Below are 16,654 nucleotides of genomic sequence, written 5' to 3'. Positions count from 1 at the left end.
AGAAGCCCATAGGGTCATCTATGCAAAAGTCTAAGTTGCGCAAGGTTGGCATGTTCGCGGTTTTGGCCATCGCCATCGGCTTGGTCGTCTACACGGTGCAAGCGCCCGCCGATGCCCCTCAGTACCTCACTGCCACCGCCGAACGCGGCGATATTGAAAACGCCGTGCTCGCCACCGGCCTGCTCGAAGGCGTCAAGCAGGTCGATGTCGGGGCCCAGGTCTCCGGTCAATTGAAGTCCCTGAAGGTCAAGGTCGGCGACAAGGTGAAGAAGGGCCAGTGGTTGGCGGAGATCGATCCGCTGATCCTGCAAAACACCCTGCGCAAAGCCCAGGTGGATGAAGAAAACCTCCAGGCCCAACGCCGCGCCACGGCGGCCCAGCTCAAGCAGGCCCAGTCGGTGTATGAACGCTACAAGGGCTTGCAGGTTGATGGGTCGGTGTCGCGCCAGGACTTCGAGGATGCCGAGTCCACCTTCCTGGTGCAGCAGGCCAACCTGGTGTCCCTGGATGCACAGATCAAGAGCGCGCATATCCAGATCGACACCGCCAAGGTCAACCTGGCCTACACCCGTATCAATGCGCCCATCGATGGCGATGTGGTGGGGATCGTCACCCAGGAAGGCCAGACCGTGATTGCCAACCAACTGGCGCCGGTGCTGCTCAAGTTGGCCGACCTGGACACCATGACGGTCAAGGCCCAGGTGTCGGAGGCGGATGTGATCCATATCAGCCCCGGCCAGCAGGTGTACTTCACCATCCTCGGCGAAGCGGATAAACGCTACTACGCCACGCTGTGCGGCACAGAGCCGGCGCCGCAGAACTTCCTCGAGACCCAGACCGCAGGCACCCCCAAGCAGAACAGCGCGGTGTTCTACAACGCGCTGTTCGACGTGCCCAACCCCGACCATCGCCTGCGCATCGCCATGACTGCGCAGGTGCGTATCGTGCTCGACACCGCCCAGGCCGCGTTGATGGTGCCGGTGGCGGCGCTGGGGCCACGCAATGCCGATGGGCGTTACGCGTTGCGGGTGCTGGATGCCAAGGGCAACGCGGTGTCGCGCGATGTGCGCACGGGGATCAATAACAACGTCAAGGTGCAGATTCTGGAGGGCTTGGCCGAGGGTGACAACGTGGTGATCGGCGATGCAACGCCTGTCGTGGCGGAGCGTTGATCCATGGCCCAGCCACTGTTGGAACTCAAGGGCATCACGCGCAGTTTCCTGGCCGGCGAACGTGAGTTCATCGCGCTCAAGGGGATCGACCTGACGATCCATGCCGGGGAAATGGTCGCGATCATCGGGGCATCCGGCTCGGGGAAATCCACCCTGATGAACATCCTTGGTGGCCTGGATTGCGCCACTGCCGGCAGCTACAAGATCAACGGTATCGAAACCCGCTCGCTGGCCGATGAGCAACTGGCGGAACTGCGTCGCGACTACTTCGGGTTTATCTTCCAGCGCTACCACCTGCTGGCGCATTTGAGTGCCTTGCACAATGTGGAAATGCCGGCGATCTACGCCGGTACGCCAGAGACTCAGCGTCATGGCCGAGCGCGGGAACTGCTCGCGCGGTTGGGCCTGTCAGGGCACATCACTCACCGGCCGAGCCAGCTTTCCGGCGGGCAGCAGCAGCGGGTCAGTATTGCGCGAGCCTTGATGAACGGCGGCGAAGTGATCCTCGCCGACGAACCCACCGGCGCCCTGGACACCCACAGCGGCAAGGAGGTGATGCGCATCCTCGCCGAGCTGCACGCGGCCGGGCATACGGTGATCATCGTCACCCACGACCCCAAGGTGGCCGCGAATGCCCAGCGCATTGTCGAGGTGTGCGATGGCGAGATCATCAGCGACAGGGCCAATGCCAGTGCTAGCCTGGCGCTGCCCGGCGAGGCGCCGATTGAAAGCAAGCGCAACGGTGCCCGGCGCCTGGTGGCGAGCCTGGGGTTGTTCAAGGAAGCGTTCAACATGGCGTGGGTGGCGCTGATTTCCCACCGTATGCGCACGTTGCTGACCATGCTCGGTATCGTCATCGGCATCACGTCGGTGGTGTCGATATCGGCCATCGGTGAAGGCGCCAAGCGCTATGTGCTCAAGGACATCCAGGCGATCGGCAGCAACACCATCGATATCTTTTCCGGCACCAGTTTTGGCGACAGTCGCGCGTCGGCGATCGAGACGTTGATGCCCTCGGACGTGGAAGCGTTGAACCAGCTGTATTACGTGGACAGCGCCACGCCCGTGGTGGGGCGCAACCTGCTGCTGCGGTTTGGCAATATCGATGTGGATGCCCAGGTCAACGGGGTCAGTGACCGCTACTTCAAGGTCAAGGGCCTGAAGTTCGAAGCCGGTATCGCCTTCAGCGAAAGTGATGCGCGGCGTCAGGCGCAGGTGGTGGTCATCGACCACAACACCCGTCAGCGTTTGTTCGGCCCGACGATCGACCCGCTGGGCCAGGTGATTCTGGTGGGCAAGTTGCCGTGTACCGTGATCGGCGTGACGGCAGACAACAAAAACATGTTCGCCGCCAGCAAGGCGCTGAACGTGTGGGTGCCTTATGAAACCGCGGCGGGACGCCTTTTGGGCCAGCGCCACCTGGACAGCATCACCGTGCGCATCAAGGACGGCCAGCCCAGCAAGGTGGTGGAAGACAACGTCAATAAACTCATGCTGCAACGCCACGGCACCAAGGACTTCTTTACCAACAACCTCGACAGCATCATGCAGACGGTGCAGAAAACCAGCCGCTCCCTGGCGCTGTTGTTGTCGTTGATTGCGGTGATTTCGTTGCTGGTGGGGGGTATCGGTGTGATGAATATCATGCTGGTGTCGGTCACCGAGCGTACGCGCGAAATTGGTATCCGCATGGCCGTGGGAGCGCGGCAATCGGACATTCGCCAGCAGTTCCTGGTGGAGGCGGTGATGGTGTGTTTGATCGGCGGGATCATCGGGATCTCGCTGTCCTACGCCATCGGCTATCTGTTTTCGCTGTTTGTGAAGGAGTGGGAAATGGTGTTTTCCCTGGGCTCGATCATCACCGCGTTTGCCTGTTCGACGTTGATCGGCATTGTGTTTGGGTTTGTGCCGGCGAGGAATGCGGCGCGGTTGGACCCGATCGAGGCGTTGGCCAGGGACTGATCCCTACCGGCCGACCAGGATCAAATGTGGGAGAAGGGCTTGCCCCCATGAGCATATTCCCTGGTGGCGAGCGGGCTTGTCCCGCGTTGGGGCGCGCAGCGCCCCCAAAGAAGGACGAATACGGTGTAACCGACACTCCGCAGAGACAGTTTTGGGGCTGCTGCGCAGCCCTACGCGGGCGTTCGACGGTCATTGTGTAGAGACCGACGGGGGAGTGTCAGCTACACGCTGCTGCTGTCGTCGGTGGCATACATCCACCGCAACAACGAATGCCGCCCGCTGATCCCCAACTTGATCGACGCGCGCTTGAGGTAACTCTCGATAGTGTTGACCTTCAGCGCCAGGTGCTCTGCCAATTCCGGTGCCGTGCGCCCGGCCAACAGGCCCACACACACTTCCAGTTCACGGTTGGACAGGGTCAGCCCCGACTGCACCAGGCGTTCCTGAATGCGCCGATGCAAGGTTTCAATACCTAGGTTTTCCGGCGCCACTGGCCCAGTGCCCTGGCGTGCGGGGTGGATCGCCGTGATGTGTTTTTCGACCATGGGCATTAACAGGGAGGAGAAGTCCTGCAACATGTTGCGTTCCTGGGGCGAAAAGCTTTCCGATTGGTGCGAGCGGTACACCGACAGCACATAGCGCACATCGTCCTTGCGGCGCGTGAGGTGCAGTTGGGCGGCGGGTTGCTCTGCACCCATGGCCACTACCGAGTCGGTGTAGACCGGGCTGATCTTGCGGCGGGTGAGGCCTGCGCAACTGACGCGTAGTTGCGTGATATGCGTGGCGTCCACTGCCAGTTGGGTGAGGATCAAGTCATGCAGCATGCGTGGGAAGTGGCGGCTGCCGGTGCTGGCGATGACCTTTCCTATATGTGGGAACAGGTGTGAGTTCATCAGTTCGTCCATGAATTTCGAGTGCAGGTATTCAGCCTTATCGCGACGGGATGTAAGGAGGTAACCAGTGCGAATAACCTACAGTGATAATGCTTCCCGCCGACACCTATGCTAGTACAGCCTGGCAAAAGCATGGGGATCCAATCCGTAAAAAACAGATTAAAAACGCACAACGGTGGTCGGACCAGTCCGACCACCGTTGTGGGAAAGGATAACGCTACGTTGAGGCGTTATTTCACGGCATGGGCCGCCATCACGGTGCTGCGTGATGTGGCGCGGGTGCATTTGGCCAGCGCCTGTTGCACATCTGCCAGCAGGTCGGTGACATCCTCAAGCCCGACCGACAAACGCACCAGTCCTTCACTGATACCGTGCTGCGCCCGTTCTTCGGGCGTGTAGGTAGAGTGCGTCATGCTGGCCGGGTGTTGGGCCAGTGACTCCGCATCGCCCAGGCTGACGGCACGGGTGAACAGCTGGAGTGCATTCATGAAGCGCCGACCGGTCTCGATCCCGCCCTTGAGCTCAAAGGCAATCATGCCGCCGGGCAGCTTCATTTGGCGTGCCGCCAGTTCGTATTGTGGGAAAGAGCGCAGCCCCGGGTAGGTCACCCACTGTACCGCTGGATGCGCCTGCAAGGCTTGCGCCACCGCCAAGGCGTTGCTGCAGTGGCGGTCCATGCGCAGGGCCAGTGTCTTGAGGCCACGCATCAACAAAGACGCGTCCTGGGGGGACATGACGGCGCCGGTCAGGTCCTTGAGCCCTTGCAGGCGAATGCGTTGCGCCAGGGCGTGACTGCTTACCGCAATGCCTGCCGTGATGTCGCCATGCCCGCTCAGGTACTTGGTCGCCGAGTGCACCACCACGTCGGCGCCCAGCTCCAGGGGCCGTTGCAGGTAGGGCGTGCAGTAGGTGTTATCGACCACCACGGTGACATTCGGTTGTTGATGGGCAAGCTGAGCAATGGCGGCAATGTCCACCAGCCGCAGGGTGGGGTTGGCTGGGGTTTCGCAGTAGATCATGCGAGTGGCCGGGGAGAGCGCCGCTTGCAGGGCGGCCAGATCGGTCAGGTCCACGTGCCGCACCTTGATGCCGAACTCACCAATGCCATGGTGCAGGAGGGCGAAGGTACAGCCGTAGAGCGTCTGGCTGACGATGACCTCATCACCGGGGCGCAGCAGGGTCCAGAACGTCGCGGCAATCGCGCCCATTCCAGAGCTGAACGCCACCGCCGCCTCGCCGTTTTCCAGGGTGGCCATGCGCGATTCGAGCAGCGCCAGGGTCGGGTTGGAAATGCGCGTATAGAAGTGGCCGGGCTCTTCACCGGCAAAGCAGGCGGCGCCGTATTCGACGGTAGGAAAGGCGAAAGTGGCAGACAGGTAGATCGGCGGTACGAGCGCGCCGTGGTGGTCCCTGGGGTCATAGCCGTGGTGAATGGCGCGGGTAGAAAAGCCGAAGGTGTTGTGTTTATTGTTCATGTCTGGCGCTCCTTATTTCCTACAATGCTATGCTCATAACCACAGATGAACCTTGCAAAAAATGCCGGAAAAATCCGCGTTCGTGGATCAAACACCCCTAAAAATAATGATTAGAGGCACGTTATGCCCATCAAGCTGGACCGTACCGACAAAGCCCTGTTAAACGCGTTGCAGGGCAATGCCCGCCTGACCGTGGCCGAACTGGCCGAGCGGGTTGCCCTGACTACCTCCCCGTGCTGGCGCCGGGTGCGCACCCTGGAAGAAAGTGGCGTCATCAGCGGCTATCAGGCGATCCTTTCGCCCAAGGCACTGGGCTATGGAGTGACGGCGTTTGTCAGCATCATGATGGAGAGCCATACCCAGGAAATTGCCCGGGCGTTCGAGCAACGGCTGTTGGCGATCCCGGAAATTGTGGCGTGCCATAACGTGTCGGGGCGCTATGACTTTTTGCTGGAAGTGGTCGCCAAGGACCTGGAGTCGTTTGGCGAGTTTGCCCGGGAGGTCTTGCAGACCTTGCCGTGTGTCAAAGAAATCTACTCAAGCTTTTCCTACAAGTCGGTGCGACCGTTACGGGTGATTCCGCTGCCGGGGTGATTGCCCAGGGTGTCGCTCAGCCACGCGCCTGGCCGACAGCGCGCAACAACAGCGCCTCGAATACCCGCTGCACCCGTGGCTCATCACTGTGGGCCACGTTGAAGCGCATCGAGTCGCGATGGGCCGGGTCGTAGCCGAACAGCGCGCCCGGCGCCAGCACCATGCTGCGTTTCAACGCCTCTTGGGCCAGCAGTTCACCATCGACTCCCGGCGGCAGGCGTGCCCAGATAAACATCCCACCTTCATAAGCCATCGGCTGTTCGCAGCCGCAGCGCTTGAGCCATTGTTCGACGCGTCCGCCAGCCTCCATCAAGCGCTGGACCATGCGCTTGCGGTGCTTGGTATAGCTGCCCTCGCTGAGCATGCGGTAGACGATCTGCTCGAACAGCTCCGAGGTCACGCCGCCGCTCATCAACTTCATGTTGGTCAGGTTGGCGGCCAGTTGCGGCGCGGCCACTACATAGCTGACGCGGGTGTTGGCGCTGAGAATCTTGGAGAACCCCGACAAGTAGGTGACCTGATCCAGCCCGGCGAGGGCGGCCAGGCGGGGAGGTGGGTTGGGGTGCAGGTCGCCGTAAAGGTCATCCTCGACAATATGGCAGTGGTATTGCTGGGTCAGCTGCAGCAGGCGGAATGCTTGGCTGGGGCTGAAGGAGTGGCCGGTGGGGTTATGCAACACGCTGGTGGTCAGGTACAGGCTGGGGCGGTGTTCGGCCAGCAGGTGTTCGAGGGCGCTGAAGTCAAAACCGTCGGGGCGGCGTTGGATCGTGACCACCTTGACGCCGTGCAGTGCCAGGTTGGCGTGGAAGTTGAAGTAGCACGGCGCATCCAGCAACACCGTGTCGCCGGGCCGGGCCAGCAGGCGCATGAGCATATCCAGGCCCTGCACGGTGTTGGGGGTGGTGATGATTTGCTCCACCGGTACCGACAAACCTTCGGCGTGCAACTTCTGTTGCAGTGCCTGGCGCAACGGCAGCAGCCCGGCTGGCGTACCCAGCCCGGCGATGCGCAACGAAGGCGCGCGCACCACGCTGCGCATGGCTTGGCGGATCGCGTCGCCGTTCAGCCATTCCTCCGGCAAGTGCCCGCCGCCGGGGCGCAGCTCACCGCTGGCAGTGACCAGGGGGCGGCGCAACACGCTGAGCAAGTCCTGGGGCAACAGGTCGACCCACGTCACCGAGGCGGGGCGCGCAGTGTCCATCGCCACAAAATAGCCACGCCCCTGGCTGGAGGTGAGCAGGTTGCGCCCGCGCAGGCGGTCCAGGGCTTCGTTGAGGGTGAACTTGCTGACGCCCAGGGTCTGGGTCAATTCACGCACTGACGGCAGCTTGCTGCCCGGCGCCCACTCACCGTTCTCGATGGCCTGGCTGAACGCCTCGACGATCTGCTGGACCTTGGGTATGCCGTCTTGGAAGTCGATCGCGGATACAAACATGCAGCGTCCTTGTCTTTGCAGGTGCTTTTACCGGTGAAGTTAGGCGGGATTAGGCATTACTTTACCTGCCTTGTGCAATGGCACTCCCCTAGACTGCGCGCCATCTCGCCGAAAGTTGGCGAAATTTCCTACAGGCGAGCAATGGATTTCGCATTCTCATGAAGACTTATATGTGCGCACCCTGCGGTTTTATGTACGTAGAAGAATTGGGCATTCCGGAGGACGGAATCCCACCTGGTACCCCTTGGGAAGAGGTGCCTGAAGACTGGACATGCCCTGATTGTGGGGTGTCCAAGGCCGATTTCATGGCCATCGAACTCCCTGAATCTCTAGAAGCCTGACATTCCGTCAACGAAAGGAATCGCCCCATGGAAAGCAAACTGATCAACGCCACCGTGCCGTTCTGTACCGGTGTTGCCCACCAGAAATACCTGGCGGCTGAAAAGGGCCTGCAAACCGCCATCGAAGGCGACTGCACCCACTGGTATATCGACGGCAGCCTGTTTGGCGAAATGGTCGATGACTGGACCGATGAGCGCATCGAAAGCCTGCAGGCACAGATCGCAGCCACCGGCGTCAAGCCGGTATTCCACGGCAACTTCAAGGCGCCGCTGGGCAGTGATGTCGAGGCGTTCCGCGTGGCGGCCGTGGCGTATGTGAAGCAAGAAATCGATATCGCCAGCCGCTTGGGCGCACCGTTGATCATTCATGGTGGCTGCATCGTCGAGCCGAAAATGGTGCTGATGGCCAAGAAGGTTGCCCTGGAGCATTACCTCAAGTCGGTCCAGGAACTGGCGAGCTACGCCGAGGCCAAGGGCACCGATATCTACCTGGAAAACCTGTCCAACTACGTCAACTACCGGCCGTTCCACTACATCTTCACCCATGAAGCGGAATACGCCTTTGTGTTCGAGCGCCTGCAAGCCCACAAAAACGTGTACTTCTTCCTCGATGCCGGCCACGCCAACATCGAGAACGGCCTGCCCGCCGAAGTGGTGCGCAAGTATCACCACCTGATCAAGGGCATTTCCTTCAGTAACAACAATGGCGTGCAAGACCAGCACTTCGGTATCCACGACGGCAACTGCGACTACGCCGACGTGGTGCAGGCCATCGTCGAGACCAATTGGAAGGGACTGGTGGCATTCGAAACCCGCAACCAGACAGCCAAGGCTGCCCTGGCTGACCTGGCCCTGATGTACCGCGAATCCCTGACGACTGAAATCGCTGTCGCCTGATGGCCCAGGGGTGGGCGTTTGCCGCGCTCGCCCCGTTGTTGCTGTTTTTATCAATCCAAGGTCCCTGGCCATGACAAGTGCGTTAACCCTGTCTTCGTTTCTCTATTTTTTGCTGTTTTGCGCCACCATGACCTTCAGCCCCGGCCCCATGACCCTGCTGTTGTTGAGCCTGGGCTTGAAGGACGGCCTGCGCAGTTCGATCCCGGCGCAGATCGGCGCCAGTGTGTCTTACCTGATTTCGATCCTGATCTTTGCCGTCGGTTTTTCGGAACTGATCAAGGGTAACCTCGCCATTACCCAGACCATCCAGTTTGTCGGCGTGGCCTACATCCTCTACCTGGCCTACAAGCAGTGGACCAGCAGTGGTGTATCGATCAACAAGGCCGGCGCTGTCGAGGGCTCGCGCAGCCTGTTCGGCAAAGGTTTGTTGACCGGGTTTTCCAACCCCAAGACCATCATCATGTTCAGTGCCGTATTCCCGCAGTTTGCCGGGTCGGGGGAGCACAGCTCGTCGGCCGATATCGCCATCCTCGGGCTGACCTTCCTGCTGCTGCAATTTGCCAGCGGTTGCCTGTACTGCTATTTCGGCCAGCGCATCAAGCATGTGCTGGAGAACCCCAAGCGGCGGGTGTTGTTGCAGCGCATCACCGCCGTGCTGTTGTTGGGTGTGGCGCTGATGCTGGCGCGTGGGTTTTCGCACTGAAGTATTAGCCTCTAAGGGGTAGTGGCGATTTGACGTTGCCCTGATAGACTCCAGGCACTCGTCCAGGATCACTGCCCACCATGTCAGCCTCCGGAGGAAACGGACTTCCGCTTGCTTCACGGTTGTATAAATCGCGCGTGCTGGGGCTGACCCTTGGTTTCGTGTGTGTGGCATTTGCCATGTACCCCCTGCACCCATCGCTGTGGGTGTGGGCCTGGATGGTGATCAACGCCTTCGTCTGGCCGCACCTTGCCTATCAATGGTCACGCCGCGCGAGCAACTCCCTGCGCAGCGAACGGCGTAACCTGTTATTCGATTCGTTTTGCGGCGGCTTCTGGGTCGGGGCCATGCACTTCAACCCGCTGCCCAGCGTCACCACGCTGTCGATGATGACCATGAACAACGTTGCCATCGGTGGGCTGCGCTTCATGCTGGCAGGTTGGGTGGCGCAGGCGTTGGGCATCGGCCTATCGTTGTTGGTACTCACCTCGGCGTTTATCGCCGTGACCACCGACACCCAGCTCTACGCCTGCCTGCCGATCCTGATGTTATACCCCCTGGCCCTGGGCTGGATCTGCTACCGTCAGGCCGTGACCCTGGCCCGTCACAAACGTGAATTACTGGCCCTGAGCCGTACCGACAGCCTGTCTGGCCTGCTTAACCATGGCGCCTGGAAAGACCACCTGGAAATCGAGTTTCAACGCTGCCGCCGAGGCCCGGCCGGTGCCGCCATCGCACTGATCGATATCGATCACTTCAAAACCATCAACGACACCTACGGCCACGTGACCGGCGACATCGTGCTGCGCCGACTGAGCAAAGTGCTGCGCCAGAACCTGCGCGCCACCGACCTCGCCGGGCGTTACGGTGGCGACGAGTTCTGCGTGATCCTGCCGGACATGCCCCTCAACCGTGCCACCGAGGTGATGGACGCCTTGCGCGATCGTTTCAACGCATTGGCGTACGCCCAAGACCCGACGCTGCGTGCCAGTTTGAGCATTGGCTTGGCGCCGTATCAGCCGAGCCACGCCGATTCCACCAGTTGGCTCAACGATGCCGACCAGGCGTTGTATGAAGCCAAGAGCGGCGGGCGCAACCGGGTCAGTTCCGTGCAGGGGAGTTGGTTGCGATCGGTCTAGTGGGGTAGGGTGTTACGGCACCCTCCAACAAAAAAACAAGGATCGGTCCATGCTCTTCACCTTCTCCCGTACCCTCCTGGCCGCGACCCTGGCCTTGTCTTTCGCCGCCCCGGCCTACAGCGCCGAACCCCACAAACAACTCCAGGCGGATGCCGAACAGTACAAGGGCCAAGCCCTGAAACTGCTGGAGCGCCTGGTGAATATCGACTCGGGCTCCGGCTACGAGCCGGGCCTGACTCAAGTGCGCGACATCGCCGTCGATGAATTGAAGCAACTGGGTTTCAGCATCGAACAGGTACCGGACAAGGCGGCCAACAACAGCCATGTGATCGCCACCCTCAAGGGCACCGGCAAGGCCAGGATCCTGCTGATGGCCCACATGGACACCGTGTTCAAGGAAGGCTCGGCCGCCGCGCGCCCGTTCCACATCAAGGACGGCCGCGCCTACGGCCCCGGCGTGATGGATGACAAGGGCGGCATCGTGGCCGGTATCTACGCGCTGAAAGTCCTGAAAAACCAAGGCTTCAAGGACTACGCGCAAATCACCTTCCTGCTCGACGCCAGCGAAGAAACCGGCTCCGAGGTCGCCTCCGAGCTGATCCGCAAAACCGCCAAGGCCCATGACGTGACCCTGAACCTGGAACCCGGCCGCCCAGCCGATGGCCTGGTGGTCTGGCGCAAAGGCAGCGCCACCGCCGTGGTCGAAGTCAAAGGCAAAGCCGCCCACGCCGGCGTCGCCCCGGAGCTGGGGCGCAACGCAGCCATGGAAGTGGCGCACCAGATCCTGCAACTGGGCAAGTTGGGCGACGAAGCGAAGAAAACCACCATCAACTTCACCGTGCTCAACGCCGGCGACCGCGTCAACGTCATCCCCGACCAAGCCACCGCCAAGGCCGACGTACGCGCGGCGTTGCCGGAAGAATTTGACCGGATCGAGAAAGACCTGGCCCGTGTTTCAGCCAATAAGCTGATTCCGGAAACCGAAGTGACCACGAGCCTGCATCGCGGCCTACCGCCGATGCCGCAAACGCCGGAGTCGGACAAATTGGTGGCGATTGCCCAAGGGATTTATGGCGAGCTGGGGCGCAAGTTGACCATTGAAGGCAGCGGCGGCGCGGCGGATGCCAGCCTGTCGGCTGGGGTAGGGACGCCGACGTTGGATGGGTTCGGGATCGTGGGCGGCAACATACACACCCCGGAGGAATATGCCGAGGTGGAGAGCGTGGCGCCGCGGATTTATCTGCTTAGCAGGATGATCATGGAGCTTTCGAAGCGGTAAGTGAGCGGGGCTGGCGAGCTTTTTGTGGCGAGCGAGCTTGCTTGCGTTGGGCTGCGTAGCAGCCCTAAAGTTTGCGACGCCGCTCTAGCAGAAGACACACGCTGCCCTTACTGGGGCCGCTTCGTGGCCCAGTGCGAGCAAGCCACAAGTCGCGGGATGAGAGGGGAAGTGTCCTCTCATTCTTATTTTGCAAAGGCTTAGTTGAATTTTTCATAGTCTTCAGCACCTAACGACGCCAGCCATTGTTTAAAAAAATCGATCTGCTCTTGCGGATCATTTGTTAGATTCTCCTCCTCATAATCGAACAAGTGGACTATGTTTTCGTTGGTGGCTTGTTTGCCTAACGTCATTTCGTATGCGACAAGACCTGCACTCATTTGAGACGCCATTCTGGATGGCTTGACATTTATTTTTGCTCCTTTGCATAAAAATGTTATGTGTGGGAAGTCTGCTCTGACTTTTGCTAAGCAGACATATAAGTCTTTGCCTTGGTAGAGCTTCTTGAAGTTGTCAGATTCTGAAAGCCACATTCGGCAATTTGCGGGGTCGTATTTTACGATGATTTCGATTTTTTGATTGTTTTTTATTGCATGAATTTTTTGATATTTCATTATATTTCAGTCTCTGCTGAAAGTGCAGTGTAGGTCATCGGTGTAGCTTAGAAAGAGTCTGCCCATTTTTTACGGTAAGCAATCTGCTCATTAATATCATTCGTTAGGTCTTTTTCTTCGTAATCAAATATGCGGACGAGTTGTGCATCTGGGTTTCCCATGTTTACTTCGTAAGCAACAAGCCCGTTTGACATTTGTGAAGCCATGGCGGAAGGGTATACATTGATCTTAGAGCCTTTACAGAGGGATTTTACGTCGCTGAAATCCTTCCTCAATAACCCGAAGCAGATATAGGCGTCTAGGCCGGTGTATGTTTTTTACACCGTCTAAGTAGGTTGCGGAAAGCGTTGAATTCTCCCGTAATATTCAACTGTGGTCGTCTCTCTGCGTGAATTTTTAATTATGGTTAATTCTAGAGTTTTAATTTTTTCCTTTAATTGAGTGAGTCGGTAAATGACACTTTATGCGTGCCGCTATCTGTGGCTGTTTATTGAGGTGTCACTCGGAATTTTTAATGCTAAAAGTAGGCTTACTTTGCTCATAAAGTGGCCGATAACCATCAGTCCTTTCTTTTTCAGAGGGCGGAAATTCAGCTCTATTTGCACCTATTGATACTAGCCATTTTTTATAAAAATCGTATTGTTCTTGTGGGTCGTTAGTAAGGTTGTGCTCTTCATAGTCGAATATATGAACCAGGTTTTCTCGTGTCGGGCGCTTTCCAAGGGTTAATTCATAGGCAACTAATCCACCGCTCATTTGTGAGGCCATACTAGAGGGTCTCACATTTATTTTGGCACCTTTACAAAGGAGCTGTATGTGAGGGAAATCTTTTCTAATCTTTGCTAGGCAAATATACATGTCTTCAGCTGTATACACTCTTGCGAAGTTTTCCGCCTCTGAAAATGTTAGTTTTATTTGTCTAGAGTCATATTTAAACGTAACGTATTGTTTTGCGTTGTTTATTATGGCCTTGATTTTCTTTGTTCTCATTTTATCTTTCTATTAGGGTTTGGGATCGAGTAACCCACGTAGCTGCCATCTCGCTTCATGGGTGTCGCACCCAAGATGTCTTCTGTTTTGATCTTGCTTTGTATGGCAGTTTCAGCTTCAGTGTCAAAAGGTGCCAATTTTCCTAGTTCTTTGTTTACATCCCGGGCGGGAATGTTTTTTTAGCGCGTAGAGAAAACCTTTTCGAGTCCTATATTGAGTGGCGAAATTTTGGATGGAGAGGTACTAATGAAATGGCTTGGTGGGTTGTTGCTATCGAGAACGTGCAGATACAAATCGTTGCTATCGCCCTTGCTTTTCTGAAAAAAACTGCTGTTCAAGTTGGGATTTTAATTTTCAATAGATGGTTGTCGAATTTTCCGACTATGTGATTCAGCCATAAGGGGCCTGACGCCCATTGGCATGGGTAGTAGTAATGACAATACTGTATGTGTAGCAAATTTTCTTGGAGGTCTGCTTCGTCTGTATAGGAGTTTATTAGCTCTAGGATTTCATTCCTCACGATGATAATTACATCGCTAGATGAATCTTGTAGAAATGAATCAATAACCTCGTCGGCTGAGGAATAGTCCTCTGCCCAGTCCTGATTGAAGTAGGCGCCAAAGAATTGCTGGAGTTCTGTCAGTGGTGTGTTCATTTTTCTAGTGGGTATCCTGTCAGTAGAAGGTAGCCATCTGGCATCTTGGATTTTCGAATGATGACTAAAAAATTATAGGGTGGTATGGTTTTTTGAGTTCCTATTATTACGCTACTTCCTATCTTACACCCTAGTCCCTGCGGGTCCGGAACCAAGTAACGAATATGCCGAAGTGGCGAGCGTGACGCCGTGCATTTATTTGTTGGACCGGATGATCGTGGAACTGTCAAAGCGCTTAGTAATTGGGAGCGACGAGCTTTTGTGGCGAGCGAGCTTGCTCGCGTTGGGCTGCGTAGCAGCCCCAACTCTGGTATCGCCTATCTACCTGAAGGAACCATCGCCCTGACTGGAGCCGCTTTGCGGCTCAGCGCGAGCAAGCTCGCTAGGGGCGTTGCGGTGTGATCACCAGGTTGACTGATTTTCGAGGCTGGCTTTTTGGAGATCGTCTTTCCACCACTCATTGGTTAACCTGTAAATATCTTCGAAAAAGCCTCTTGGATTCTCCATATCACTCCACCCCTCAGGCAACGTGCAGTAATAGCCGGGAGCCTGGCTAAAGAGTTGCGAAAAATCATAGGTTTCGTCACTGAGTGCGGACTCTAAGTGATCGCATAAGACCTTTCGGTGTCGATAGGTTAAGTCTGAGCCATTATCAATTATGTATTTTTTGATTAATTGCTCTCTGTCGATGTCAAGATTGATGTTGTAGTGTGAAAACGCTTCACCTAAGGTTTCTTCACGATCGTAAGTGTCGAATGGGCCGAGGAAATATCGAAGTTTCGGTTCGTACGGCACATCCAGAAAAGGGTGTTTTAGCACTGGTCGTTACTCACAGGGAATACGGTATAAATTTTTTTAGTTTCGCGATCGAATTTTGCGATCGCGGCGTCCATGTGTTCATCAAATATTGGGTTGTTCAGGTCAGCCGGGTTCGGTATATATCCTCTTCCGCAACCTTGCATTTCTATGCGGACGATTGGGTTTCCATAGTAATCCTCACCGGTAAAGGGGGGGAGGTTGCGACTCTCTCTTGTGGTCGCTTCATTTAGTACGGCGAGTTGCATTCGGTGACTTTTAAATTGTGTGCTTAGCTGCATAGGGGTTGTCTTTTTTAGTGGGATGGTTTATAGGGTTTTAATTCGCTTGCGGCAATCTCTAGGGTGTAGTTTTGCAAGCAGCGTAGTAAGATTTTCATGAATTGCCGATGGTCAAGTATTTCGTCATTAAAGTAGGTGTCGAAAAGATAAAAAACAGAATCAAAATTTTCGTCGGTATTTAGGTAGTGCAGAAGTGTGTCGATATGCCATTGTCGCTCTTCGAGTTTATATGAGAGAAATTCAGGCTTGGTTAGTTTGTCAAAGAGTTCCGTAAGTTCTGTCTCATCATTAACATTTTTTGATGCGATGAAATGCTCCTTTTCGGGGTCGTCATAGTTTTCAATGCTATAGGTGAATAGTAGGCTTCTGAGAATTGATAGTTTTGGGGTGAGTTTCATTTTTAAAAGCCCGCGTATGCAGTAATTGGATTGCCGTGATTATCTAGTATTACTATAGCTTTGCGTTGTTTTCCATATGCAAAATTATCTTTTTTGTATCCTTCGCCAATTATTTTTCCCATATCCATCGGTTCTCGAGATGTTTCTAGGTTTGTGCGCCGAAGTATGAGTTTGGCACGGTAGATGGCGTTAAGTTGGTCCCTGTGGCTGAGGTAGCGAGTGGCAGCAGTAGGTATTTTTGGCTGTCCATGTCTGTTTCCACCAATGTATCTTTCAATTTCTCCTGTTGTTGGATTTTTACCTGATCTTACTCTTTCAAGTTGAGCCGCCAGGCTCGTCTGCGCGCCGTGCCTCTCCAAAAAATGTGCTCTTGGGAACGCTTGTTCGATCTCTCTCAGGCGTCTATATGCGTTTGCTTCAGAAAGTTCATCAATTCTCGCCTGCCGCTCCGCACGGTTCAGTTGCGGTAAAGCGGGTTCTCCGTGGTTAACACCCTCTGTATGGGGTTGAGCACTAGCACTGGGTTTACACCCATCACCACCTGGGCATGTATTCAAGCCCAGCGGGTCTACCCACCCGGTAGGATTGGGCACGTACTGGTACCCATTGATCCCACCCGCCAACTTCACCGGGTCCGGTGTCAGGTAGCGACCAATATCCGGATTGTAGTAGCGATGCCGGTTGTAGTGCAGCCCGCTTTCCTGATCGAAATACTGCCCCTGAAAACGCAGCGGATTGTCGATTTTGCCTACATCGAGACGGCTGATTTCTCCGTAGGCGCGGTAGTGCGCGGACCAGACGATTTCGCCTTCGGTGTTTGTAAGTTCCTGCGGTGTCCCCAGGTGGTCGAGTTGGTAGTGGTAGGGCTGGGTGTGGTCCGGTCCAAAGCCTTCCAGTAGCGCCAATGGGCGGAAGCTGCCCGGTTCGTAGATATAGCTGCGATGGCGCTCGGCGTGATGCTCGGCCACCAGCTTGTCGCCTTGCCAGAAAAACTCCGTGGTGATGCCGCCCAC

General features: G+C 56.5%; 17 protein-coding genes. 8 read left to right on the top strand and 9 right to left on the bottom strand.

The window, feature by feature from the left end; all coding sequences use genetic code 11:
• Positions 1-20 precede the first annotated feature (20 nt).
• Both macA and M5B43_RS18775 read left to right on the top strand, forming a co-directional pair.
• Positions 21-1,172, top strand: coding sequence for a macrolide transporter subunit MacA (gene macA / locus M5B43_RS18780; RefSeq protein WP_248751504.1), 1,152 nt, complete (start codon positions 21-23; stop codon positions 1,170-1,172).
• 3 nt (positions 1,173-1,175) lie between these two features.
• Positions 1,176-3,134 (top strand): MacB family efflux pump subunit, encoded by a 1,959-nt coding sequence (locus M5B43_RS18775; RefSeq protein WP_248751503.1) that lies wholly within the window; start codon positions 1,176-1,178, stop codon positions 3,132-3,134.
• A 221-nt stretch (positions 3,135-3,355) separates the two neighbouring features.
• On the opposite strand, the gene M5B43_RS18770 is transcribed toward M5B43_RS18775, so the two are convergent.
• Together M5B43_RS18770 and M5B43_RS18765 are read right to left on the bottom strand one after the other, a co-directional pair.
• Positions 3,356-4,027, bottom strand: a complete 672-nt coding sequence (locus M5B43_RS18770) for a helix-turn-helix transcriptional regulator (RefSeq protein WP_248751502.1) — start codon at positions 4,025-4,027, stop codon at positions 3,356-3,358.
• 230 nt (positions 4,028-4,257) lie between these two features.
• A complete protein-coding gene (locus tag M5B43_RS18765; protein ID WP_248751501.1) occupies positions 4,258-5,502 on the bottom strand; it encodes a methionine gamma-lyase in 1,245 nt (414 codons plus the stop codon).
• Between the two features lie 123 nt (positions 5,503-5,625).
• Between M5B43_RS18765 and M5B43_RS18760 the strand changes: the two genes are divergently transcribed.
• Entirely contained in the window at positions 5,626-6,096 is a 471-nt protein-coding gene (locus M5B43_RS18760) for an Lrp/AsnC family transcriptional regulator (RefSeq protein WP_014718112.1), read from the top strand.
• 16 nt (positions 6,097-6,112) lie between these two features.
• Here M5B43_RS18760 and M5B43_RS18755 read toward each other — a convergent pair whose 3' ends face one another.
• Entirely contained in the window at positions 6,113-7,531 is a 1,419-nt protein-coding gene (locus M5B43_RS18755) for a PLP-dependent aminotransferase family protein (protein WP_248751500.1), read from the bottom strand.
• A 158-nt stretch (positions 7,532-7,689) separates the two neighbouring features.
• On the opposite strand from M5B43_RS18755, the gene M5B43_RS18750 reads away from it, so the two are divergent.
• The 5 genes from M5B43_RS18750 to M5B43_RS18730 all read left to right on the top strand — a co-directional run bounded on the left by M5B43_RS18750 (position 7,690) and on the right by M5B43_RS18730 (position 11,890).
• Positions 7,690-7,872 carry a rubredoxin gene (locus M5B43_RS18750; protein WP_248751499.1) on the top strand — a complete coding sequence of 61 codons (183 nt, stop codon included), beginning with the start codon at positions 7,690-7,692 and terminating at the stop codon, positions 7,870-7,872.
• A gap of 27 nt (positions 7,873-7,899) precedes the next feature.
• A complete protein-coding gene (locus tag M5B43_RS18745) occupies positions 7,900-8,769 on the top strand; it encodes a sugar phosphate isomerase/epimerase family protein (RefSeq protein WP_248751498.1) in 870 nt (289 codons plus the stop codon).
• Positions 8,770-8,839: 70 nt separating this feature from the next.
• Complete coding sequence (locus M5B43_RS18740; RefSeq protein ID WP_248751497.1) at positions 8,840-9,472, top strand: LysE family translocator; 633 nt, start codon at positions 8,840-8,842, stop codon at positions 9,470-9,472.
• 80 nt (positions 9,473-9,552) lie between these two features.
• Positions 9,553-10,611: a diguanylate cyclase gene (locus M5B43_RS18735; RefSeq protein ID WP_248751496.1), complete on the top strand. Its 1,059-nt coding sequence runs from the start codon at positions 9,553-9,555 to the stop codon at positions 10,609-10,611.
• A gap of 49 nt (positions 10,612-10,660) precedes the next feature.
• The gene (locus M5B43_RS18730; RefSeq protein ID WP_248751495.1) at positions 10,661-11,890 is read left to right on the top strand and encodes a M20/M25/M40 family metallo-hydrolase; all 1,230 of its coding nucleotides are present in this window, start codon (positions 10,661-10,663) and stop codon (positions 11,888-11,890) included.
• Positions 11,891-12,087: 197 nt separating this feature from the next.
• Here the strand turns inward: M5B43_RS18730 and M5B43_RS18725 are convergent, their stop codons facing one another.
• The 6 genes from M5B43_RS18725 to M5B43_RS18700 form a co-directional block, all read right to left on the bottom strand.
• Complete coding sequence (locus M5B43_RS18725) at positions 12,088-12,501, bottom strand: hypothetical protein (protein WP_248751494.1); 414 nt, start codon at positions 12,499-12,501, stop codon at positions 12,088-12,090.
• Between the two features lie 498 nt (positions 12,502-12,999).
• On the bottom strand, positions 13,000-13,491 hold the full coding sequence (locus M5B43_RS18720) for a hypothetical protein (protein WP_248751493.1): 492 nt from the start codon (positions 13,489-13,491) through the stop codon (positions 13,000-13,002).
• A 334-nt stretch (positions 13,492-13,825) separates the two neighbouring features.
• A complete protein-coding gene (locus tag M5B43_RS18715) occupies positions 13,826-14,146 on the bottom strand; it encodes a contact-dependent growth inhibition system immunity protein (RefSeq protein WP_248751492.1) in 321 nt (106 codons plus the stop codon).
• 402 nt (positions 14,147-14,548) lie between these two features.
• Positions 14,549-14,965 (bottom strand): hypothetical protein, encoded by a 417-nt coding sequence (locus M5B43_RS18710; protein ID WP_248751491.1) that lies wholly within the window; start codon positions 14,963-14,965, stop codon positions 14,549-14,551.
• A 292-nt stretch (positions 14,966-15,257) separates the two neighbouring features.
• Positions 15,258-15,641 (bottom strand): hypothetical protein, encoded by a 384-nt coding sequence (locus M5B43_RS18705; RefSeq protein ID WP_248751490.1) that lies wholly within the window; start codon positions 15,639-15,641, stop codon positions 15,258-15,260.
• Between the two features lie 2 nt (positions 15,642-15,643).
• Positions 15,644-16,654, bottom strand: a 1,011-nt coding sequence (locus M5B43_RS18700; protein ID WP_248751489.1) for an RHS repeat-associated core domain-containing protein, incomplete at its 5' end; no start/stop codon positions are given.

This window comes from Pseudomonas sp. MWU15-20650, assembly GCF_023242475.1.
GTDB lineage: Bacteria > Pseudomonadota > Gammaproteobacteria > Pseudomonadales > Pseudomonadaceae > Aquipseudomonas.
The sequence above is the reverse complement of the archived record's forward strand: the minus strand, read 5'-3'. Positions and strand labels throughout refer to the sequence as shown.